Below are 22027 nucleotides of genomic sequence, written 5' to 3'. Positions count from 1 at the left end.
CCTTCACAGGCACGACTTCCCGGGCGTCACCGGCGTCACCACAGAAACGGGAGCCTGTCCATGACAGATATACAGACAGCCGCGGGTACGGCCGCGGTGACCGGCATAGCCAACAGCGGGCCGACCGGGGCGGGCGAGGACGACGCACGCCGGGCGCGTGTCGACGTACACCACCACTACACCGCGCCGGAATGGCTCGACTGGGCGGAGAGACAAGAGATCGTCCAGCGTGGGAACCTGCCGCGGTGGACCCAGTGGGATCTCGGTACGGCTCTCGGGATGATGGACGCGGCAGGCATCCGGACCAGCGTGTTCACCGTCGCGATGCTGGGCCGCCTCCAGGATCCGAAGGTGCGCAAGGAAAGCGCCCATGTCGCCCTGCAGGCCGCCGGCGACCTCGCCGCAAGCCATCCCGGCCGCTTCGCCTTCTACACCCCCCTGTTCCTCGACAGCCCCGAGCTCTCCATGTGGTCGCTCACCCACGGAATGGACGAACTCGGGGCTGTCGGCGTCAGTGTGCGCACCAGCGTCAAGGGTGTCTACCTCGGTCATCCCGACCAGGACAGAATCCTGGCGGAGCTGAACGAGCGCTCCGCCGTGGTCAGTACGCACCCGATGGACGTTCCCGGAGGCGGTGCGGAGCTGGAGGGCGTACCGCCGTTCCTGTGCGACTTCCTGATGGACACCACGCGCGCGGCGATCAGCCTCATCCTCAACGGGACGCTGGACCGCTACCCGGACATCACCTTCATCCTCCCGCACGGAGGCGGCTTCCTGCCGTACATCGCCGGTCGCGTCGAGGTGTTCAGCGACCACCTGACGCCCAAGGTGGAACCCGCCCGGGTCCGTGACTACCTGCACCGCTTCTACTACGACACGGCCGGCCCCATGTCCCCGTCGTCCACGCCGAGTCTGCTGTCCACCGTGGACCCCTCCCGCATTCTCTACGGCAGTGACTGGCCACCCACCCCGGCACACCTGGTCACGGATGTCACCGCACCCGCGCTCGACAACGACCCCGCCCTCGACGAACAACAGCGCCGCTGCATCAACCGCGACAACGCGCATCGTCTTCTTCCGGCACTCGTCGCTCGCCGGTAGCGGCCTGTCGGGACGGGCTGCCGCCCACGAACCGGGCGTCGTCGAGACCGCCCAGCACTCGTCGGGGCCCGGCAGCCCGCCCCACGAACCGTGCGAACTCAGCGCAGGCTGAAGGCCGACATACGCAGCCCCTTGCTCAGCACCAGGTAGACGTCCGCACGGCCTTTCGCGCCCGCCGCCAGCGGCGCCGTCGCCGTCCTGTAGGTGTACGGGGACGATGTGCCGTCGAAGCGCGCCGAGCCGACGATCCTGCCGCCGGGCGAACCGATGCGCACCTCGAGCGTGCCGGAAGCCCCAGCCAGCTCGGCGGTCAACCGCGCGGCACCGGAGCCCAGTTGCGTGTCCGTGAACTTCAGCCACGCCCCGTCGGCCGTCGCGGCCACCGCCGTTCCCCTCGACTTCGACTCGTCCACCAGGCTGATTGCGCGGTAGTCGTCGAAGTTCTCGGCCCGTGTCGCCTTCCCGAGGTCCCGGGGCGGGATGGTCTCGCCCTGGACCTTCAGCGACGTACGCGCCCGGATGTCCGCCGACGACGCGCCGGCCATCACGTCGTACGTCCCCGACTCCACCACCCACTTCGAGCGCGTGACGTCCCAGTGCGCGAGATCCGACGTCGCCAGCCTCAGCCGCACCGTCTTCGTCTCGCCCGGCTTCAGGGACACCCGCGCGTACGCCCTCAACTGCCTCAGCGGCTGCTTGTCACGGGACGTCCGCTGGTGGACGTACAACTGGACCACCTCGTCGCCGGCCCGCCGCCCCGTGTTCGTCACCGCCACCTCGTACCCGTCCGAAACCCGCTGCAGCCCGCCGTAGCGGAACGCCGTGTACGACAGGCCGTAGCCGAACGGGTACAGCGGCCGGCCCTTGAAGTACTGGTACGTGCGGTCGGACTTGATGATGTCGTAGTCGAGGATGGAGGGGAGGTCGGACGCGGACCGGTACCAGTTCTGGGTGAGGCGGCCCGCCGGGTTCGCGTCGCCGTACAGGAGGTCGGCGAGGGCGTTGCCGGTCTCCTGGCCGGCGTGCGTGGTCCACAGCAGGGCCGGGACCTCCTTCTGCAGGGCTCCGAGGGTGGTGGGGTAGCTGTTCTCCACGACCACCACGGTCCGGGGGTTGGCCCGGCGGACCGCCTTGACCAGCGCCTGCTGGGAGGGCGCCAGTCCCATGTCCGTGCGGTCGTGCGCCTCGCGACCGTTGATCGCGGGCATCGAGCCGACCACGACCACGGCCGTGTCCCTGCCCCTGACCGCGGCGACCGCCTCGTCGACGCCGCTGCGGATCACGTCCTTCGCGTAGTGCGCCGCTTGGTCCTTCGGTACGAGGCCGAGCGTGCCGTCCGCGCCGGCCGGGCCGAGGTAGACCGGGTTCGACCACCAGGACTCGCCGGTCTCGTACCCCGCGTACCGCAGCAGGTACGTCCCGTCGGCCTGCCGCTCCAGCTCGAACTGCTGCTGCACGAACCAGCCGTTGGGCTGTGTCTGGTCGTTGACGAAACCCGACCAGTCGTAGCCGACGTACCTGCCGTTGGCCGCCGAGCGCAGGGTGACGATGCCCGAACCCCAGTCGAAGACGTCGAACTGCGCACGCACACCGGCGTCCGTGGTCTCCTTCAGGGCCGCGCCCGCCTCGCCCGTGCCCGCCGTCACGTACTTCCCGTTCGCCGTGTTCTTCAGGGCGATCCGGTCCACACCCTCGCTGCTCGTCACCGGAGCGCCGAGCTTGGCCGCGATGCCGTCCTTCGGCGTGACCGCGTAGGGGAGGGTGCCGGAGTACCAGTCGGTGTAGAGGGTGTCGGCGAGCGGGCCGACGACGGCGGCACTGGAGGACTTCCTCAGCGGCAGCGCTCCGTCGTTCTTCAGGAGCACCGCCGCCTCGGTCGCCGCCGTGCGCGCCAGCTTCCGGTGCGCGGGGCTGTCGATGACGGACTCGTCGATCGATCCGTATCTGCCGCCCCCCGGGTCGAACTCGCCGAGCCGGACGCGGATGCTCAGGATGTGACGGACGGCGGTGTCGATGTCCGAGGACTTCAACAGCCCGCTGGAAAGCGCCGACTTGACAGCCGCCGTGGTCGGTCCGGGATCGGTGTCGTTGTCGGTGAAGCTGTCGATTCCCGCCTTCAGCGCCGCCGCGTCCGCCTCCGCCTGGGTGCCGTAGTAGCCCTGGCTGCCGGTCAGGTTGCCGGGCGCGAAGGCGTCCGTCACGTTCAGCAGGTCCCGCGAGGTCCAGGAGCGCACGGTGTCGTCCAGGGCCGGGTCCACCGTGTCGGGGCGGCCGTTGACGAGGTTGTAGGAGGACATCACCCCGGTTGCCGCGTCCGCCTCGATCGCGGGCCTGAAGGCCTGCTCGTCGTACTCCTTCAGCACGCGCGGGCGCAGTTCGGAGGACGTGGTGTCGCGCTGGTACTCGTTGTTGTTGGCGAGGAAGTGCTTGAGCGTGGGAGCCGTCTTGAGGTGGTCCGGGTCGCCGCCGGTCAGACCGGTGCCGTATGCGGCGGAGATCGAGCCGGTGAGGTAGGGGTCCTCGGAGTAGCCTTCCTCGTTGCGGCCCCAGCGTGGGTCGCGCAGCAGGTTCACCACGGGCGCCCACAGATTGAGGCCCCAGCCGGCCGGGCGTTCCTGCTGGAAGCCGCGTGCCTCGTCGCCGACCGCCGAGCCGACCTGCCGGATCAGCTCCGGGTCCCAGGTGGAGGCGAGTCCGACGGCCTGCGGGAACACGGTGGTTTTGCCGAGCCAGGCCACTCCGTGCAGGGCCTCCGTGCCGGTGCGGAACTCCCGGATGCCGAGGCGGGGGATCGCGGGCTCGTACTGGTGGAGAAGGGAGATCCGCTCGTCGGGCGTCAGCCGGGAGAGCAGGTCGTCGACGCGCCGGTCGACGGGCAGGCGCGGGTCGCGGAAGGGGTGGACGGGGTCGCCGGCGTGGGCGGGAGCTGTGGCGCTCAGGCCCGCGATCAGGGCGAGCGCCACGGCGAGGGTGGTTCTGCGTCTTCCTCTGGTGCCTTTCATGTCACGGCTCCTTCGGCAAGTGCTGTGCTGGGTGGGGAACTTCAGGGGACGTCGCGCGGCCTCGTGCTCGCGCGGTCCGTCAGCCGGGGCGGCAGCAGCGTCGCCTCGGGTACGGCCGTGCCGTCCAGCTTCTTCATCAGCAACTCCACGGCCAGCGCGCCCAGTTCGGCGGACGGCAGGGCGACCGATGTGACGGGGACGCGGAGGGACTCGGCGAGCTCGTCGGGGCAGATCGCGGTGACGGACAGGTCACCGGGGACGCGCAGTCCGAGCCGCTCGAAGGCGTCGATCAGCGGCTCCAGGACCGCCTCGTTGTGCACGACCACCCCGGTCAGCGCGGGCTGCCCGCGCAGCATCTGCTCGGCGATGCGGCGGGCGGCCGCGGGCGTGGCCTCGCACGGGTGGACGGAGGACGCGAGCCCGTTGCGGTCGGCGGCGGCCGTGAACCCCTGTACCACCCGCTCGGCGAACGCCGTCTCCCGCACGTACACCTCGGGCGGCGACCCGACCAGCGCGACGACGCGGTGCCCCAGACCCGCCAGCCGCTCCACGCACAGCTCGCCCGCCGCCCTGAAGTCGAGGTCGACGCAGGTGAGTCCGCCGGGCTCCAGGGGGAACCCGATCATCACCGAGGGCCGGTCGAGTGACCGCAGCAACGGCAGCCGCGGATCGCGCAGTTGTACGTCCATGACGATCAGCGCGTCGGCCAGAGCGGTGTCCGCGACCCTGCGCAGTCCCTCGTCGCCCTCCTCCTGGGTGAGCAGCAGCACGTCGTGGTCGTGCCCGCGCGCGGTGGTCACCACCGACACCGCGAACTGCATGGCCACCGGGACATGGATGCCGGAGCGCAGCGGGACGACCAGCGCCACGACGTTCGACCTGCTGCTGGCCAGTGCCCGGGCACCGGCGTGCGGCCGGTAGCCCAGCTCGCGGATGGACGCCTCGACGCGTTGCCGGGTCTCCTCGGAGATGGGGCGCTTGCCGCTGAGGGCGTACGAGACGGTGCTCGGGGACACACCCGCGTGCCGTGCCACGTCCGTGATCTTCACCATGGTCAGTCCAGCTCCAGTGGGGGAGGAACCATCAGGCCGCCTTCAGCTCCAGCGACAGGAATCCGGTGCCCGCGGGCGCCCGCGCGATCCGCTCCCCGCAGGCCAGCGCCCAGGGTGCGGCCGGGTCGCTGCCGGCGGCCCGCAGCGTGTCGCCCTCCCGGACGACGGTGAACGTCACGTCCCCCACCGGCACGGTCACCCGCGCCCCGGGCTCCAGTCCGTACACGCGCAGGGTGACGCCGTCGGCGTACGCGTAGTCGGGCCGGTCGTCCACCGCGCCCACCGGGATCACCGCACCGGGCCTTACCAGCAGCGGAACGCTGGAGAACCCGTGCCGCTCGCGCACCCAGCGCGGGCCGGTCACGGTGTGCCCGTCGAGGAAGTGGGTCCACGTCCCCTCGGGCACGTAGTACGAGACGTCTCCCTCGTCGTCGAAGACCGGAGCGACGAGCAGATCGGGCCCGAGCATGTACTGCCGCTCCAGATGCGCGCAGCCGGGGTCGTCCGGGAACTCCAGCACCATCGCCCGCATCAGCGGCACCCCCTCCGCGCGGGCGGCGCGGGCGGCCTCGTACAGGTACGGCATGAGGCGCATCTTCAGCCGGGTGAACAGTCTGAGGACGTCCACGGCCTCCTCGTCGAACAGCCAGGGCACACGGTACGACGAGGAGCCGTGCAGCCGGCTGTGCGAGGACAGCAGCCCGAAGGCGATCCACCGTTTGAGCAGCGCCGGGGTCGGGGTGCCCTCGAAGCCCCCGATGTCGTGGCTCCAGAACCCGAAGCCGGACAGCCCGAGACTGAGCCCGCCGCGCAGCGACTCGGCCATCGACTCGTAGGTGGCCTCGCAGTCGCCGCCCCAGTGCACGGGGAAGCGCTGGCTGCCGGCGGTCGCCGAGCGCGCGAAGACGACGGCCTCGTCCTCGCCCCGGTGCTTCCGCAGCACTTCGAAGACGGTGCGGTTGTACAGGTACGTGTAGTAGTTGTGCATCCGCTCCGGGTCCGAGCCGTCCGCGTAGGCCACGTCGACAGGGATCCGCTCGCCGAAGTCGGTCTTGAAACAGTCGACGCCCTGTGCAAGCAGTGCCTCCAGCTTGGACGCGTACCAGTCGCGGGCGGCCGGGCTGGTGAAGTCGACGAGCGCCATGCCCGGCTGCCACAGGTCCCACTGCCACACGCTGCCGTCGCGCCTTCTGAGCAGATGGCCGAGGGCCTTTCCCTCGGCGAAGAGGGGCGAGCGCTGCGCGATGTACGGGTTGATCCAGACGCAGATGTGGAGGCCCTTGGCCTTCAGCCGGGCCAGCATGCCCTCCGGGTCGGGGAACACCCGCGGATCCCACCGGAAGTCGCACCAGTTGAACTCGCGCATCCAGAAACAGTCGAAGTGGAAGACGGACAGCGGCAGTTCGCGTTCCCTCATGCCGTCGATGAAGGAGGTGACGGTGGCCTCGTCGTACGAGGTGGTGAAGGAGGTGGACAGCCACAGGCCGAACGACCAGGCGGGCGGGAGCGCCGGGCGGCCGGTGAGGGCCGTGTACGTGCGCAGGATGTCCTTCGGGGTGGGCCCGTGGATGACGTAGTACGTCAACTGCTGGCTCTCCACGCTGAACTGGACCCGGGACACCGCCTCCGAGCCGACCTCGAAGGACACCTTGCCCGGATGGTCGACGAAGACGCCGTATCCCGCGTTCGTCAGGTAGAACGGGGCGTTCTTGTAGGCCTGTTCCGTCGCCGTGCCGCCGTCGGCGTTCCACATGTCGACGACCTGGCCGTTCTTGACGAGCGGCCCGAAGCGTTCGCCGAGGCCGTACACCGAGGTGCCGATGCCCAGACTCAGCTGCTCCCGCAGATAGTGGGCGCCGGTGGCGTCGTGCATGATGCCCATGCCCTTGCGGCCGCTGCTGGTGAGGACACGGCCGTGGGCGAGGAAGTCGACGTGCCAGGGCCCGGTGCGGGTGACGCGCACCGACAGGGTCCCGGAGGTCAGGGTGGCGTGCTCGTCGTCGTACTCCACCTGCGCCGTGCTGCCTTCGGGGGGACGTTCCCCGGGTCCCGGGAGGTCGTCCCGCCGCACCTCGAACCGCGGCCCTCGGGGCTGCTCGCCCTGGAAATGGGTGATCGTGAGGCCGATGACGTTCGGCATCGGCGCGTGGGCGCTGATCGTCACGACCGGTCCCTTCAGCAGGTCGCCGCGGTGGCGGATGGGCTGGGTCGGCGCGTGGATCTCCAGGGCTCCCGCGGAGGCGGTCACGTCCAGGACCTCGACCGGGTGGGCCGCGGTGACGCCTTCGCGCAGCAGCCAGTAGCCGTCGGTGAACTTCAAGCGCGTACCCCCTACTTGACGGCACCCACGGCGATGCCGCGGGTGAGAGTCCGCTGGAAGACGAGGAAGAAGACGAGGGCGGGCAGGACGCCCAGCAGGGCCGCCGCGTTGGTCATCGTGGCGTCCATCAGGCGTTGGCCCTGGAGGACGCCGAGCGCCACCGACACCGTCTGGTTGTCGTTGGAGATCAGCATGACCAGGGGGAGCAGGAACTCGTTCCATGTCCAGATGAAGAAGAAGACGAGCAGCACACCGATGGTGGGCCGGCTGACGGGGACCACGACCCGCCACAGCACCTGCCACCTGTTCGCCCCGTCGATCCGGGCGGCCTCGATGATCTCGCGCGGGAACCGGCCCAGCACGGAGGAGAGCAGATAGGTGCCGAAGGCTGCCTGGAGCACCGTGAAGACGATGATCACGCTCAGCCGGGTGTCGTAGAGGCCGGCCTGCTTGCTCAAGTAGTACAGCGGGTAGACCAGCGCCTCCTGCGGCAGCATGTTGGCGAGGACGAAGAAGGCCAGCACCCAGGTGCGGCCCTTGATGCGGCCGATGCCGATGGCGTACGCGTTGAGGATCGACAGGGCCGCCGCCAGGACCGCCACACAGCCGCTGATCAGCGCCGAGTTGACGAGCTTCTGGCCGTAGTCGACGCGCTGCCAGAAGTCCTTGAGGCCGTCCAGGTACAAGCCCCTCGGCAGGCTCAGCGGTCCGTGCTGGGAGTACTCGGCCGGTGACTTGACCGCGTTGACGGCGACGATCAGGAACGGCACCACCATGAACAGGGCCGCGATGCAGAGCGCCACGAGAACGGGGTAGCGGCGCAGGGCACTCGTCGTCATGTGCGGACCCCTTCCTCGGCGTCCTCGGCACGGGTCTGGAGTTTCAGGCCGATCAGAGAGAGCAGCATGATGATCACGGTCAGCACGGTGGAGATCGCGGCACCGTAACCGACCTGGGTCTTCTCGAAGAACGTGGTGAAGGAGAAGTACGACGGGACGTCGGTCGCGCCGCCCGGACCGCCCTTGGTGAGCACGTACACCGCGCCGAAGACCTTGAGCGCGGCGATGCTGCACCAGGTGAGCACGACCGAGATCTCGGGTCTGATCTGCGGCAGCGTGATGTGCCAGAAGCGGCGCCACCAGCCGGCGCCGTCCAGTTCCGCCGCCTCGTACAACTGAGGTTCGACGCGCTGGAGCCCCGCCATGAAGACGACGAGCGGGAAGCCGATCTGCACCCACACCATCACCCCCATCACGCTGTAGAGGGCGATGTCCGGGTCACCGAGCCAGTCCTGCTGCCAGGAGCCGAGCCCGACCGCGTTCAGCAGCGCGTTCAGAGTGCCGTTGTCGGGCGCGAGGATCCAGCTCCAGACGATGCCGGCGACCGCGATGGGGAGCACCTGGGGGAGGTAGAAGCAGGCGCGCAGGACGGTGGCCGTCCGGCTGCCGAAGTGCTTGCCGATGTGGTCGAACAGTGCGGCGGCCAGGACCAGTCCGAGCATCGTCGGCACCACGGCCATGGCGACGACCATGAACAGGCTGTGCCGGAACGACGCCCAGAACTCCGAGTCGTCCATCAGCTCGCGGTAGTTGGCGAGTCCGGTCCACCGGGGGCTGCCGACCCCCTGCCAGTCGGTGAAGCTCACACCGGTGTTCATCAGGAACGGCACGACGATGACGGCGAGGAAGGCGAGGACACCGGGGACGAGGAAGAGGGCGTAGGACTGGTGCGGGCGGGGCCGGCGCGCGCCGCCGGCCCGCGAGCCCCGTTCGACGGTGGCCGTCACTTCTTCGGCACACCCTTGTCGTACGCCTTCTGCAGCGCGTCGAGGCAGGCGTCCGGTGTCGCACTGCCCGTGATCAGCTTCTGTGTCTCGGAGACAAGGACGTCGTAGAAGCCGGGGACGGGCCAGTCGGGGTAGAAGGCCAGGCCGTCGCGGCCGGAGACGGTGTTGAAGTCGGCGATGAGCGTCTTGGCCCGCGGGTCGGTGATGGCGGAGGGGTCCGCCGCCACGGGCACGCCGCCCTTGTTGCCCAGCAGGTTCTGGATCTTCTTCGACATGGTGATGTCGATGAAGTCGTACGCGAGCTCCTTGTTCCTGGCGCCCCGGGGGACGACCCAGAGGTTGCCTCCGGAGCCGAGGGTGAGGTCGGAACCGGGCCACAGGACGGTGCCCCAGTCGAACTTGTTCTCCGCCGTGAAGCGGCCGTACCACCAGCTCCCGCTGAACAGGATCGGGTTCTTGCCCTGGATGAAGGCCACACCGGCGTCCTCGGCCTTGGTGCCGCTGGACGTCTTGCTGATGTAGCCCTTCTTCACCCAGTCGGCGAAGGTGGTCGCGCCGTATGTCCAGGCGGCGTCGTGGAAGTCGGTCCTGCCCCGGTAGAGCTCGTAGGAGTCGACCCAGGAGCGGTCGGCCTTCGACAGCGCCAGCTGGTACAGGTACTGCTGGGCCATGTACTCGGCGCCGGCGTTGGCGAGCGGCGTGACGCCCTTGGCGACGAACGTGTCCATGGCGGAGGTGAGGTCGTCGAAGGTCTTCGGCTCGGCGACCCCGTACTTCTTGAAGAGGGCCTTGTTGTAGAAGACCATGGTGTATTCGGCGTAGTTGGGTATCCCGTACCACTTGCCGGAGCCCATGACCCCGCCCGTGTCGTACTGGCTGGTGGTCTTCACTCCCGCGCTGAGCTTCTTGTCCCAGCCGCGCTTGGTGACCTCGGCGGTCAGATCGGTGAGGAGTCCCTGCCGGGAGAGCAGGCCCGCGGTGGCGTTGCCCTTGTTGTACTCCATGATGTCGGGCGCGTCGGAGGAGTTGAGGACCATGGGCGCGGTCTTCTGGATCTGTTCGAAGCCCTTCTCCTCGAACTTCACCTTCACGCCCGGGTGTTCCGCCTCGAACTCCTTGATGGCCTCGTTCCAGGCGGCGCCCATCGCGCTGTCCGGGCCCTCGTAGTGCCACAGCCGGAGCGTCCTGCCGTCCGGGGAACCGCCGTCCGAGCCACCGCAGGAGACCAGAAGCAGGGATCCGGCGAGGACCACCGCCGTCGCCACCACACGCCTTCGTGCCGTCAACATCGCGTGCCTCCAGGGGAGTCGGATGGAAATCAGGGACGTCACACAGCATTCATCGAATCGCTTCGATGCGTGACGTCGAAGCGCTTCGACGGTGGAAGGTAGGGCGGAGGACGCGGGCGCGTCAATGGGGTGGGCGCCAATCGGCCGATATTCGCGACGGTGACTGACGGGGTCTACGGGCGAAGGGCCACGCCGGTCACAGGTCGAGGGCGAGCGCGGCGAGCTCGGCGCGGGAGCTGATGCCCAACTTGGAGTAGCAGTTCCGCAGATGGAAGTCGACGGTGCGTGAGCTCACGAACAGCTGCGCGGCCACGTCCCGGTTCGACAGGCCCTGCCGGACCAGGCCGGCGACTTGGCGTTCCTGCGGGGTCAGCTCGGTGGCGGTGGTGACGTCGCGTCGGCGGGCGGACTCCCCGGCGGCGCGCAGCTCCTGCGCGGCCCGCTCGGCCCACGGGCCGGCGCCGAGATCCTCGAACAGCGCCAGCGCGGCGCGCAGATGCTCGCGGGCGTCGACCCGGCGGCGGGCGCGGCGCAGGTGCTCGCCGAAGGCCAGGTGGGTACGGGCCCGGTCGGGCAGCCGCGGGGAGCGGGCGTGCGCGGCGAGAGCACGCTGGAAGTGGACCTCGGTGTCACCGTCGCTGTCGGATTCCAGCAGGGCACGGCCGTGTTCGACGACCGCGGTCGCGGCCGGCAGACCGGTGCCCGCGGCGAACTGTTCCAGCTCGGCCAGCCGGCCGCGGGCGAGATCGCGTCGGTCGCCGCGGACGGCGGCATCGAACAGGTCGAGGGCGGCCAGGCGGCGCCACACCGGCCCCGTGATCTGCTCCAGGTGTCGCAGCGCGGTCGCCGGCCGCGCGGCCGCGCGCAGCCCGCGCGTCCAGTGCGCCAGGTCGGCGACGAGGCCGTCGGTGATGCCGACCCGGTGCTTGCCCCGGATCTCGGCGACCCTCTCCAGGTGCCGCTCGGCCGTGTCGTCCCCACGCAGCGCCGCGACCAGGGCGAGCTGCGCGGTGGGCAGCGCGGTCAGCCCCGGGTGCCCGGTGCCGGCGGTCAGCGGCAGTGCCTCGGCGGCGGCACCGGAGGCCTTCGACCAGGCGCCGGTCGCGATCTGGAAGTGGACACCGCGGGTGAGGGCGTGCTCGACCATGTTCAGCGCGCCGTCGCGGCGGGCGGCGCTCAACTGCTGCTCGTGCAGCCGCAGTCCGCGCTCGTCGTCGTCGATCAGCATCGCGGCGATGCCCAGGTTGGGCTGCAGCACATGGTCGTCGACCGGGTCGGCCTCGGTGAGGGCGAACGCGCACCGGAAGGACTCCGCGGCGGCCGCCCAGTCGCTGCGGGCGACGGCATCGAAGCCGTGCAGCAGGGCCCAGGCGGCCTGCACCCGGGGCGGCGAGTCCGGCGCGGGCCCGGTCACCAGCGCGGTCGGGTTCACCGCGCGCGGGGATCGGGCGCCGAACGCCGCGAGCGACGCGGCGAGCATCGCCAGCTGGGCCACCAGCGCCGCGTCCACGCCGACGGCGGCCTCGGCGGCCTGCAGGACGAGGTCATAGCCGTCGTTCAGCGAGCGGGTGTTCCACTCGATCTGCCCCTGCAGCGCGAGCAGTTGCGCCCGCGGCAGCGGATCGGTCACGTCCGTCGCGGCGGCCCGGGCGAGTGCCGAGGCGCGCGACGCGTGCGCGCCCAGCCAGGCCGAGGACGCGGCCAGGTACAGCCGCCGCCCGCGGGCCTCACCCCCCGCGGTGAGCTCGGCGGCGCGGGCCCACGCGGCGGACGCGGCCTCATGACCGCCACGGGCCGCGGCACGCTCGGCGACCTGGTCGAGGGCGCCGACGACGTCCTCGTCGGGCCGGTCGGCGGCGGCGGCCAGGTGCCAGGCCCGCCGCTCTGGGTCGCCGGTCAGCGCCTCGGCGAGCACACGGTGCGCGGCCCGGCGCTGCGCGCTGGTGGCCGCCCGGTAGACCGCCGAGCGAACCAGCGGGTGGTGGAGGGAGACGGCGTCGCCGTCCACGCGCAGCAGCCCGGACCGCTCCACCGCGTCCAGGGCGGCATCAGCGGCGTCGAGGCGCTCGGCGGCGTCGCGGACCACGGTCAGGCGGGCGGTGTCGTCGGTCGCGGCGACCAGCAGGAACCGCTGCGCGGGCTCGTCGAGGCGGCGGTAGCGGTCGAGGAAGGCGCGCTCCACGCCGCCGGTCAGCGGCAGCGGGGTGGGCAGCGGCGCCCGGCCGGTCAGCTGGTCGGCGGTGAGCACCCCGGCCAGCTCGACCAGCGCGAGCGGGTTGCCGCCGGTGCCCGCGACCAACTGGTCGCGCACCGCCGGATCGATGCCGGTCCCGGCCCGGGTGGACAGCAGTGCGTCGGCGTCGGCGCCGGTCACGCCGCCGAGCACGACGGTGGGCAGATCCCCGGCGTCGAAGCGGCGGGCGTCCCCGTCGCGGGCGGCGAACAGCAGCGCCACACGCTCGGCCTGCAGCCGGCGGGCGGCGAACAGCAGCGCCGCCGACGACGCGTCGTCGAGCCAGTGCGCGTCGTCGACGACGACCAGCAGCGGCGACTCCTCCGCGGCGTCGGCGAGCAGACTCAGCGTGCCGAGGAACGCAAGGAAGCGGTCACCCTCGCCCTCGGCCTCACCCATCGCCGCGCGCAGTGCCGCGGCCTGCGGCACCGGCAGGGCGTCGATGCGGGTGCGCAGCGGCCACAGCAGCCGCTGCAGCGCGGCGAAGGCCAGCGGTGACTCGGACTCCACTCCGGAGGTGCGCAGCACCCGCAGGTCCAGTGCGGTCGCCGGCGCGTCGTCCAGCAGCGCCGACTTGCCGGCCCCGGGGACGCCGCGCACCACCAGCGCACCGCCGCGGCCGGCGCGGGCGGCGTCGAGCAGGGCGGCGATCGCCGCGCGTTCAGGGTCCCGTCCGGCCAGCACGAGCCCCACGGTACCGAACGCTCCGGACCCGTCCCGGACCAGGACCTGGCGACCTCACCGGTGCCGACCGGGCCTTCGCCGCCGTCGTCGGCGACGCGATCGTCGGCGCCCTGGCCCGAGCCCGGCGGAGAACCCGGCGATTTTCCCGGTGCGACACACCCTGTCCCACGCCGATTCTTCAACCTGCCCGGCTTCATCATGAGACCTCGAGGAGTTCCCCTTGCCGTACAGCACCCTGCCCGCTGCGGGCGTCACCCCCGCAGACACCGAACCCCTGGCGCGTCGCACGTCGCTGCGGCTGTCCGCCACGCTGCTTCTCGCCGGACAGCTCCTGTACATCGCGATCACCCAGTTCCACACCGGCGGGGACGCGAACGACCACCATGCCGTGTTCGCCGCTTACGCCGACAGCGGGATGTGGACACTCGTTCACCTCGGCCAGTTCGCGGGGATGGCGATCCTCCTCGCAGGGCTGTTCGCCCTGCTCTTCGCCCTGGACGTCCGCAGCAGGACAGCGAGGTGGGCGGGCCGGTTCGGTGCCGCCTCCGCGGCGGCGACGCTGGCGCTGTACGGCGTCCTCCAGGCAGTGGACGGGGTCGCCCTCAAGCAGGCGGTGAACGCCTGGGCGAGCGCCCCGGCCCCCGAGAAGGCGGCGCGCTTCGCGAGTGCCGAGGCCGTCCGCTGGCTCGAGTGGGGGGTGAGGAGCTACCAGAACTTCGCCCTGGGCCTCGCCGTGCTCCTGTTCGCGGTCGCCGCCGCGCGGACGGCTTGGATCCCGCGGCCGGTGGTCCACCTGATGGGTCTTTCCGGCCTCAGCTACCTGGTGCAGGGCTGGGTGGTCGGCTCCGGGGGCTTCTCCTCGACGGAGTCCATCGCCATCGTGCTGGCCTTCGTCCTGGACGTGGCGTGGATGAGCTGGCTGGTCGCGGTCGCCTGGCGGATACGGGTCCCGGCGGCCGCGTCGCCCGGCCGATGAGGGCGCGGACCGAGTACCGGTCATCCCCGGCCCGCGAACCGCGGGCCACCTGACCGCACCGTCACCACCGCATCCAGGAGTTCCTTCTTGCTCTCCGGCACCCCCCGCACCTTCATCGGCTCAACCACCTTCGAGATCACCGGTATGACCTGTGCGCACTGTGTCCACTCCGTCACCGAGGAGATCTCGGGCATCGCCGGCGTCGAGTCCGTCACCGTCGACCTGGCCACCGGCACCGCCACCGTCACCGCCTCCCAGCCCGTCGACCGCGCCGACATCGCCGCCGCGGTCGACGAGGCCGGGTACGCCCTCGTCCCGTGACCCGCACCCACCTCTGGAGACATCCGTGCACGACCGCACTGCCACCCCGACCGCCGTCCCCGCGCCCACCGACCCCGCGGCCCACGACGGCCACCGCCTGAGCGCCAAGAAATTCGCCCTGCACTTCGCCGAGATGGTCGTGGCCATGGTCGTCGGCATGGTGGTCCTGCACCCGGTGTGGATGGCCGTCCTCGACACCCTCGGCGCCGCCGGAGTGATGCACAACCCCTACAGCGGCGCGCTGATCATGGCGACGAACATGACGGTGGCCATGTCCGCGTGGATGAAGTTCCGCGGCCATCGCTGGCGGCCCGTCGCCGAGATGGGCGCGGCCATGTACGCGCCCTTCCTCGTACTGTTCGCGCCGCTGTCGCTGGGACTCATCGACGCCGGCGCCCTGATGCTGTGGGGCCACCTGCTCATGCTTCCGGCGATGGCCGCGGCCATGCTGCTGCGTCCGCACGAGTACGCCCACTGCTGAGACCGCGACCGCGGTGCCGGCCCGTCCGGCGGCCGGACCCGGCCGTCAGGCCCTTCGCGGCATGAAAGAGGCGGGTTGCCTGCTCGGCAACCCGCCTCGCATCATCGTGAGCGGTCAGCCCCGGACGATGTTCTGCGCCTGCGGGCCCTTCTGGCCCTGGCCGATGTCAAAGGTGACGTGCTCGCCCTCGGTCAGCTCACGGTAGCCTGCGCCCTGGATCTCGGAGTAGTGGGCGAAGACGTCCGGGCCTCCGTCGTCCTGGGCGATGAAGCCGTAGCCCTTTTCGGAGTTGAACCACTTCACGGTGCCGCTGGCCATACTGATATTCCTTCGTCCATGCCTGGGAACAGCCCTTGATCACGGGCATCCCCGACTCCCGTGGCTGGGGAGCCATCAGCCGTTCTACCCCGCACCGCTCGGTATACCCGTCCGGAACACGCGCAGGTGCGGCCCGAGCGTCGGTGAGGCGGAGGCACAGGCCCGGTGAGCTCAGGTGATCGGGGTGGACACCGTGCCGATACCGTCGACGGCCACCTCGACCAGGTCCCCGGTCCGCAGGTACCTTCGCGGCGAGCGAGCCCTCGTGACCGGGGAGTTCGGTGAACTCGTCACCGTCCAGGCGGGCTGCGCATGTGCCCCAAGGAATGAAGTGACACCGGCAACCGTGCGCATCCGACAGCGGGACATCGTCTCCTGCTCGTCGTTCAACTGCGCCCCCGTCGCGAGCGTGGACTCGTTGTCCCGCCAGGTCTCGCGCAGCAGCGCCATCGTGCCCCGGACGTGCGAGAAGTGCCGTGCGAACTCCGCGAAGAACTCGTCACTGGTGACCGGGGAGCCTTCGGAAGGGTCCTTGCGCCGGGTCAGCTCGCGCAGCTCGTCGAGCATGCGCCGCCCCGCGCCCTGGGACCAGGCCGCCTGGTGCAGGCCTGCCGGCAGGGCATGACTCACCCGGCTCATGCAGCGACCTCGCCGGAGAGCGGGTTCGAGGAGGCGGAGGTCAACTCTCGGCGCGACCGACGGTGACGGTACAGAGCCATTCGCCGGACAGTTCCTGCGCCCGAAAGAAGGCGAAAGCCGCTGGGCCGGACAGACGGCGTGCGAGCCGGGGTAATGCTGTGCGGCGGGCCGAGAGCCGACGGCCGCGGCCCGGAACCCGGTGCTCGCGGCCGGGGCGAGGCTCGTAGGGCTCAATACGAACTGGTTCGCCGGGAGCGGCTGCAGGAAGCCGCAGGTGGTCGGGCTCGCCCCGGAGGCCGGACACGGGAGGTAACACATGTGCGGGATCACCGGCTGGGTGTCCTTCGACCGTGATCTGCGGTCCGAGAGCGCGACTTTGGACGCGATGACAGAGACCATGTCCTGCCGGGGTCCCGACGACCGCGGAACCTGGGCCGAGGGACCCGCGGCCCTCGGCCACCGCAGGCTCGCGATCATCGACCTTCCCGGCGGCCGGCAGCCGATGAGCGTCCGGACGCCCGAGGGCACGGTGGTGCTCGTCTACTCGGGGGAGACCTACAACTTCACCGAACTGCGGAGCGAGCTGACCGGCCTGGGCCACCGCTTCACGACCGACTCGGACACCGAGGTGGTCCTGAACGCCTACCTCGAATGGGGCGAGGGGCTCGCCAGGCGGCTCAACGGCATGTTCGCGTTCGCGGTGTGGGACGGCCGCCACAACCGGCTCGTGATGGTCCGCGACCGTATGGGGATCAAGCCGTTCTACTACTACCCGACCTCCGACGGCGTGCTGTTCGGCTCCGAACCCAAGGCCATCCTCGCCCATCCGCTCGCCCGCGCCCGCGTCCGCCTCGACGGACTGCGGGAGATGTTCTCGATGGTCAAGACGCCCGGACACGCCATGTGGGACGGCATGCGCGAACTGGAGCCCGGCACCGTACTCACCGTCGACCGGCAGGGGATGCGCCGACGCGTCTACTGGCAACTGGAGACCCGTCCGCACACCGACGACCGCGGCGCCACCATCGCCACCGTACGCTCACTGCTCGACGACATCGTCCGCCGCCAGCTCGTCGCCGACGTTCCCCGCTGCATGCTGCTGTCGGGTGGCCTGGACTCCTCGGCCCTGACCGCCCTGGCCGCCCGCCAACTGGCCGAGCACGGCGAGAAGGTACGCAGCTTCGCCGTGGACTTCGCGGGACATGCCGACAACTTCATCGCCGACGAACTGCGCACCACACCCGACGCCCCGTACGTGCACGACGTCGCCCGCGCTTCGGGCACCGAGCACCAGGACATCGTCATCGACGCGCGGGCCCTCGCCGACCTCGACGTAAGGGCGGAGACGATCCGGGCGCGCGACCTGCCCGTGGGCGTCGGCGATCTGGACTCCTCCCTCTACCTGCTCCTCCGGGCGATCCGCGAGCACTCCACGGTCGCGCTGTCCGGCGAGTCGGCCGACGAGGTCTTCGGCGGCTACCTCCAGTTCTTCGACGAGAAGGCCCGGACCACCGACACTTTCCCGTGGATGGCCCAGGCCGAGCGCTTCGGCAGCGACTCCGGCGTCCTGAACCCCGCTCTCGCCGAAGCCCTGGACCTGAAGGCGTACGTCGCCGACAGCTACTGCACCGCCGTCTCGGACATCCGCCGCCTCGACGGGGAGAGCGACTTCGAGTACCGGATGCGGAAGATCTGCCATCTGCACCTGACCCGGTTCGTACGGGTCCTGCTGGACCGCAAGGACCGGCTGAGCATGGCGGTCGGCCTTGAGGTGCGGGTGCCGTTCTGCGACCACCGGCTCGTCGAGTACGTGTACAACGCTCCCTGGTCGCTGAAGTCGTTCGACGGGAGGGAGAAGAGCCTGCTCAGGGAGGCGACCGCCGACCTTATCCCACGGTCCGTGTACGACAGGACGAAGAGCCCCTACCCGTCGACCCAGGACCCGCAGTACGCCGTCGCCATCCAGGAGCACGTCAGGGACATCCTCGCCCGCCCGTCCCACCCGGTCTTCGACCTGCTCGACCGGGACCGGGTGCACCAAGCGGCCTACCGGGACGCCCCGCAGGTCACGCTGGCCTCACGGCGCGGCCTCGAACGCACCGTCAACCTGGCGCTGTGGCTGGACATGTACAAGCCGGAGCTGCTGCTCACCTGACGTCCCTGTGACCGTGCCGGCCGGCACGGCGGACGTCGAGTTCGCCGTCCCGGCATTCGAGGGAGCCCGCAGCCCGGCCCGGCAGGCCGGCGAGGCTGCGGGGGTGCACTCCCACAGCGGCCGGCCCCGTCCTCAGGAGCCGGGGACCGTTTCACGGAAGCGCTCCCGTGAAGTTTGTTATTCACGGGAGTTGAGGGATTACGTGAACCTGTCACGCATGGATACGCTGCTCAGGGGCGCGGGAGCGCTCCCACGATCCTGCGCACGCCCCTGGCACTCTCCGACCCGAGAGCACGGAGGACGACTGTGACACCCCCCGACCACGCCCGGCATCCCGGGAAATCCCCCAGCGGCCCTTCCGCACGCCGCACTTCACTCAGGCGCCGGGTCGCCGCCCTGGGCCTGGCGGCCGGTGTGGCGACGGCCGGAACGGTGCTGCTGACCCAGGTGCAGGCGGCCGCGGTGCAGGGCAGCCTGCCCGCCGGTACCCAGTTCTACAAGGACCCCAACTCCCAGGTGGTCAAGTGGGCGGCCGCCAACCCCGGTGACTCGCGCCAGCCCGTGATCTCCACCAAAATCGCAAGCCAGCCGCAGGCCGTCTGGTTCTCCGTGTACAGCCCCTCCACCGTCACCGCCGACGTCAGCAAGGTCACCTCGGCCGCGGCCGCCGCCGGCCAGGTTCCAGTGCTGGTGGCGTACACGATCCCCAACCGCGACTGCGGAGGTGCCTCCGCGGGCGGCGCCCCTGACCTCGCCTCCTACGACAGCTGGGCCCGCGGCTTCGCGGCCGGACTCGGCAGCGGGCCGTCGGTCGTCATTCTGGAGCCCGACTCCATCGCCCTCACCACCTGCCTCAACTCCCAGCAGCTGAGCGACCGTTACGCCTCGCTCTCGCGGGCCGGAGCCGCCATCCACGCGGCCGCGCCTCAGGCCAAGGTTTACATGGATGGCGGTCACTCCACCTGGAACAGCGCCTCCGAGCAGGCGAACCGGCTGCGCGGCGCGGGTGTGCTGACCAATGCCGACGGCTTCTACACCAATGTCTCCAACTTCAACACCACTGCGGGCGAGGTGAGTTATGACAAGGCGATCCTCTCGGCGCTGGGCAACCCGTCCCATCTGCACGCCGTGGTGGACACCAGCCGGAACGGCAACGGCCCGGCGGGCGGCGGGGCCTGGTGCGATCCCTCCGGTCGCTCCCTCGGGAACTATCCCACCGTCAACACCGGAGACGCGGCGATCGACGCCTTCCTCTGGGTGAAACCGCCGGGTGAGGCGGACGGTTGTGCGGGCAAGGCGGGCACCTTCCTGCCCGACATCGCCTACGCGCTGGCCGTCAACGCCCCCAACCCGCCCACGAGCCCGCCGCCGACCACACCGCCGCCCAGCAGCCCGCCGCCCACCAACCCCCCGTCGGCCGGCGCCTGTGCCGTGAGCTACAGGATCAGCAGCTCCTGGGCGGGCGGATTCAACGCCGATGTGACCGTGAAGAACTCCGGCGGCGCCGCCATCAACGGCTGGACGCTGAAGTGGACCTTCCCGAACGATCAGAAGGTCGTCAGCGCCTGGAACGCCACCGCGACCCAGTCCGGCAACGCGGTGACCGTCACCAACCTGAGCTACAACGGCTCTCTGCCGGCGGGAGGCTCGACCTCCTTCGGTTTCCAGGGCAGTTCCGGCTCAGCCAACTCCGCCCCCACCGGCTTCACCCTCAACGGCACCGCCTGCACCGCGTCCTGACGGCACACCGCCCCTCGGCCGGCCCGACTCCTCCGGGCCGGCCGACCGTGCTCCCGCGCGATCCGCCGCACAACGCCGGGGAGCAGGCCACGTACTGCTGGTCGCGCTGCCTCGTGCGGCAGTGCTCCATCAGGCGACGGTGGTCGCCCCTCAACGGTGAGGGGCGCGTTCCTGTGCGTCATGCAGCGGGGCCCGGGGCGGAGACTCGCTTGGCGATGTCCCGCCGAGATGGCTTCTGCCACCTCATCAAGGGCAATACGGAGGAAGGACCCGTACGCGTCCTGGGGGAGGCTCGGGGCATGCTCCTTGGCCGCGATCATGTGCTCGCCGGCTGCGTCGAAGGAGCCGAGGCGGCGGTAGTTGTCGGCGAGGTTGAGGTGCAGGGACGGATAGAAGCCGGCGATGTGAAGGTCGGCTGGTGCTGCTGAACGCGCTGCTCGGTCACGGCGTCGGCAGCGTCCAGGGCGCGGATGTCCCAGGCCGGGCCTGGGCGGGGTCTTCGTAGAGGTCTGCCAGGTAGTGCGCGAGAGTGCAGCGGTGCAGCGGGTCGCCGGTGACGCCGATCGCGGACCACAGGGCCAGGAGCTTCTGGCGGGCGGAAGCGACGTCGCCGGCTCGTCCTTCGACGACGGCTTGGCTGATGGCTTCCATGGTCGTGTCGCGGCTGGTGGGGGTGGCGGTCATGGTGTTGTTCCTCGTCGTTCTTGCTCAGGCTGAGCGGTCGGACTTGATGGGCATGGTCAGGGTGGTGAGATCACCGCGGTCGGCGGAGCGGATCGTGACGGGCTGGTCCGGCCCTCGCAGGTCGGGCATCACGTCGGGGCCGATAGCGGTGCTGACGGCCGGACAGAGCGTGGTCGGCTCGAAGGAGATCTGAAGATTCAGCCCCGTCGTGGTGGCCGCGAGCGGGACACCTGGGGCCTCTGCCTCCGTCGCCAGGACATTCAGGCCGTGATGGGTCACCCGCAGCGTGATTCGATCTTCCGGGTGTTCTTCCAGCGCTCGCAGGAGGAGATCTTTCGAGAGCGTCACCCGGGTCGTGGCCTCGGGCAGCGACGCGAGCATCAGCCGGTAGTCGGGAAACTCCTCCGACAGCAGCCGGCAATGCCGGTCTTCCCGGTCTGCCATGCGCAGCCAGAATCCGTGCTGCGTCACCTCGACCCGCACCAGTGCGCTGCGGCGGATGTCCGAGATCGCGGCACGCAGTTCGTCACCGTCGACCGTGGCGGCCCAGGCCGCGGCCGTTGCTTCGGCCGGCACCAGGGTCCGGGTCGCGAGGCGGTACCGGTCCGTTGCGGTCAGCGTGACCGCTTCCTGCATCGCCTCGACGTGCAGGGCGCCGAGCACTGGCATCCCGGGTTCATGCGCGGTCGCGGTCAGGACCTGCTCGATCGCGTCGGCCAGAACCGGCCCCTTCAGCGCGGCAATCAGCAGACTCCGTACTTCCGTGAGCGAGTACTTGATCGAAGCGGCCTTCTGCTGCACTGCCGACGCGTCCCCGAGGACCTTCGCGACGTGCTCGTCGATCAGCCGGGACGCCTCACCGGGCTCGGCGTCGAGGACCGCTTCGACAACAGTGATGGGCATGGCGATGTCGCGGAGCTGACGCAGCGCGGTTGCCCGTGCCACCCGGTCGGCACCGTAGTAGCGGTAGCCGGAGACAGGGTCGACCTCGACAGGAGTAAGCACCCCGGAATCGGCGTAGAAGCGCAAGGCGCTCGCGGTCAGCCCGGTGCGTCGGGCAAAGACCCCGATCGGCATCAACTCAGAGTTCGGCACCCCGCCATCGTGGGGCTTCAACCAACATGAAGGTCAACACCGGCCAGGTCTTCCGCGCCCCGCACCCGTGACCGCGCGCGATCCGGCCTGGTGGCCGCGTGTCGCGGGGCGTCGCTGTCCGTGGTGGGCTGCGCGTGCCGTGGGGACGCAG

Annotated in this window: 16 protein-coding genes and 1 pseudogene; 6 read left to right on the top strand and 11 right to left on the bottom strand. The window is 70.5% G+C overall.

The window, feature by feature from the left end; all coding sequences use genetic code 11:
* Window positions 1-60 precede the first annotated feature (60 nt).
* On the top strand, window positions 61-1101 hold the full coding sequence (locus CG719_RS24680; protein ID WP_100570871.1) for an amidohydrolase family protein: 1041 nt from the start codon (window positions 61-63) through the stop codon (window positions 1099-1101).
* Between the two features lie 98 nt (window positions 1102-1199).
* On the opposite strand, the gene CG719_RS24675 is transcribed toward CG719_RS24680, so the two are convergent.
* From CG719_RS24675 to CG719_RS24645, 7 genes are all read right to left on the bottom strand, one after another.
* Entirely contained in the window at window positions 1200-4103 is a 2904-nt protein-coding gene (locus CG719_RS24675) for a glycoside hydrolase family 3 protein (protein ID WP_100570870.1), read from the bottom strand.
* Between the two features lie 41 nt (window positions 4104-4144).
* Entirely contained in the window at window positions 4145-5155 is a 1011-nt protein-coding gene (locus CG719_RS24670) for a LacI family DNA-binding transcriptional regulator (RefSeq protein WP_100570869.1), read from the bottom strand.
* A gap of 31 nt (window positions 5156-5186) precedes the next feature.
* Window positions 5187-7475 carry an alpha-xylosidase gene (gene yicI / locus CG719_RS24665; RefSeq protein ID WP_100570868.1) on the bottom strand — a complete coding sequence of 763 codons (2289 nt, stop codon included), beginning with the start codon at window positions 7473-7475 and terminating at the stop codon, window positions 5187-5189.
* Window positions 7476-7486: 11 nt separating this feature from the next.
* A complete protein-coding gene (locus tag CG719_RS24660) occupies window positions 7487-8314 on the bottom strand; it encodes a carbohydrate ABC transporter permease (protein WP_100570867.1) in 828 nt (275 codons plus the stop codon).
* Window positions 8311-9261, bottom strand: coding sequence for a carbohydrate ABC transporter permease (locus CG719_RS24655; RefSeq protein WP_100570866.1), 951 nt, complete (start codon window positions 9259-9261; stop codon window positions 8311-8313). Before CG719_RS24655 ends, CG719_RS24660 begins: the two co-directional genes overlap by 4 nt.
* Window positions 9258-10550 (bottom strand): ABC transporter substrate-binding protein, encoded by a 1293-nt coding sequence (locus tag CG719_RS24650; protein WP_199836763.1) that lies wholly within the window; start codon window positions 10548-10550, stop codon window positions 9258-9260. Before CG719_RS24650 ends, CG719_RS24655 begins: the two co-directional genes overlap by 4 nt.
* A gap of 196 nt (window positions 10551-10746) precedes the next feature.
* Window positions 10747-13467, bottom strand: a complete 2721-nt coding sequence (locus CG719_RS24645) for an ATP-binding protein (protein WP_159024949.1) — start codon at window positions 13465-13467, stop codon at window positions 10747-10749.
* A gap of 220 nt (window positions 13468-13687) precedes the next feature.
* Between CG719_RS24645 and CG719_RS24640 the strand changes: the two genes are divergently transcribed.
* From CG719_RS24640 to CG719_RS24630, 3 genes are all read left to right on the top strand, one after another.
* Window positions 13688-14443 (top strand): hypothetical protein, encoded by a 756-nt coding sequence (locus CG719_RS24640; RefSeq protein ID WP_100570864.1) that lies wholly within the window; start codon window positions 13688-13690, stop codon window positions 14441-14443.
* Between the two features lie 87 nt (window positions 14444-14530).
* Window positions 14531-14764 (top strand): heavy-metal-associated domain-containing protein, encoded by a 234-nt coding sequence (locus CG719_RS24635; protein WP_100570863.1) that lies wholly within the window; start codon window positions 14531-14533, stop codon window positions 14762-14764.
* A 25-nt stretch (window positions 14765-14789) separates the two neighbouring features.
* Complete coding sequence (locus CG719_RS24630) at window positions 14790-15245, top strand: hypothetical protein (protein WP_100570862.1); 456 nt, start codon at window positions 14790-14792, stop codon at window positions 15243-15245.
* A gap of 114 nt (window positions 15246-15359) precedes the next feature.
* On the opposite strand, the gene CG719_RS24625 is transcribed toward CG719_RS24630, so the two are convergent.
* Both CG719_RS24625 and CG719_RS36715 read right to left on the bottom strand, forming a co-directional pair.
* Complete coding sequence (locus tag CG719_RS24625) at window positions 15360-15563, bottom strand: cold-shock protein (protein ID WP_100570861.1); 204 nt, start codon at window positions 15561-15563, stop codon at window positions 15360-15362.
* Between the two features lie 171 nt (window positions 15564-15734).
* Entirely contained in the window at window positions 15735-16202 is a 468-nt protein-coding gene (locus tag CG719_RS36715) for a hypothetical protein (protein WP_234375749.1), read from the bottom strand.
* A 316-nt stretch (window positions 16203-16518) separates the two neighbouring features.
* Here CG719_RS36715 and asnB point away from each other — a divergent pair, with 316 nt between their 5' ends.
* Together asnB and CG719_RS24605 are read left to right on the top strand one after the other, a co-directional pair.
* Window positions 16519-18357 carry an asparagine synthase (glutamine-hydrolyzing) gene (gene asnB / locus CG719_RS24610; RefSeq protein WP_100570860.1) on the top strand — a complete coding sequence of 613 codons (1839 nt, stop codon included), beginning with the start codon at window positions 16519-16521 and terminating at the stop codon, window positions 18355-18357.
* Between the two features lie 306 nt (window positions 18358-18663).
* Window positions 18664-20097, top strand: coding sequence for a glycoside hydrolase family 6 protein (locus CG719_RS24605; RefSeq protein WP_100570859.1), 1434 nt, complete (start codon window positions 18664-18666; stop codon window positions 20095-20097).
* A gap of 178 nt (window positions 20098-20275) precedes the next feature.
* On the opposite strand, the pseudogene CG719_RS24600 reads toward CG719_RS24605, so the two are convergent.
* Window positions 20276-20781: pseudogene (locus CG719_RS24600) on the bottom strand (hypothetical protein).
* A 24-nt stretch (window positions 20782-20805) separates the two neighbouring features.
* Window positions 20806-21876 carry a DNA polymerase III subunit beta family protein gene (locus tag CG719_RS24595; protein WP_100570858.1) on the bottom strand — a complete coding sequence of 357 codons (1071 nt, stop codon included), beginning with the start codon at window positions 21874-21876 and terminating at the stop codon, window positions 20806-20808.
* Between the last annotated feature and the right edge of the window lie 151 nt (window positions 21877-22027).

The sequence above is a fragment of the Streptomyces sp. CB01373 genome (assembly GCF_002803075.1).
Taxonomy (GTDB): Bacteria; Actinomycetota; Actinomycetes; order Streptomycetales; family Streptomycetaceae; genus Streptomyces.
This window is presented reverse-complemented; position numbering and strand designations above follow the sequence as displayed.

Bases quoted from the DNA above. Each gene is read 5' to 3' on its own strand.
- CG719_RS24680 (WP_100570871.1), top strand. From the start codon at position 61: ATGACAGATATACAGACAGCCGCGGGTACGGCCGCGGTGACCGGCATA.
- CG719_RS24675 (WP_100570870.1), bottom strand. From the start codon at position 4,103: ATGAAAGGCACCAGAGGAAGACGCAGAACCACCCTCGCCGTGGCGCTC.
- CG719_RS24670 (WP_100570869.1), bottom strand. From the start codon at position 5,155: ATGGTGAAGATCACGGACGTGGCACGGCACGCGGGTGTGTCCCCGAGC.
- CG719_RS24660 (WP_100570867.1), bottom strand. From the start codon at position 8,314: ATGACGACGAGTGCCCTGCGCCGCTACCCCGTTCTCGTGGCGCTCTGC.
- CG719_RS24650 (WP_199836763.1), bottom strand. From the start codon at position 10,550: ATGTTGACGGCACGAAGGCGTGTGGTGGCGACGGCGGTGGTCCTCGCC.
- CG719_RS24625 (WP_100570861.1), bottom strand. From the start codon at position 15,563: ATGGCCAGCGGCACCGTGAAGTGGTTCAACTCCGAAAAGGGCTACGGC.
- CG719_RS36715 (WP_234375749.1), bottom strand. From the start codon at position 16,202: ATGAGCCGGGTGAGTCATGCCCTGCCGGCAGGCCTGCACCAGGCGGCC.
- asnB (WP_100570860.1), top strand. From the start codon at position 16,519: ATGTGCGGGATCACCGGCTGGGTGTCCTTCGACCGTGATCTGCGGTCC.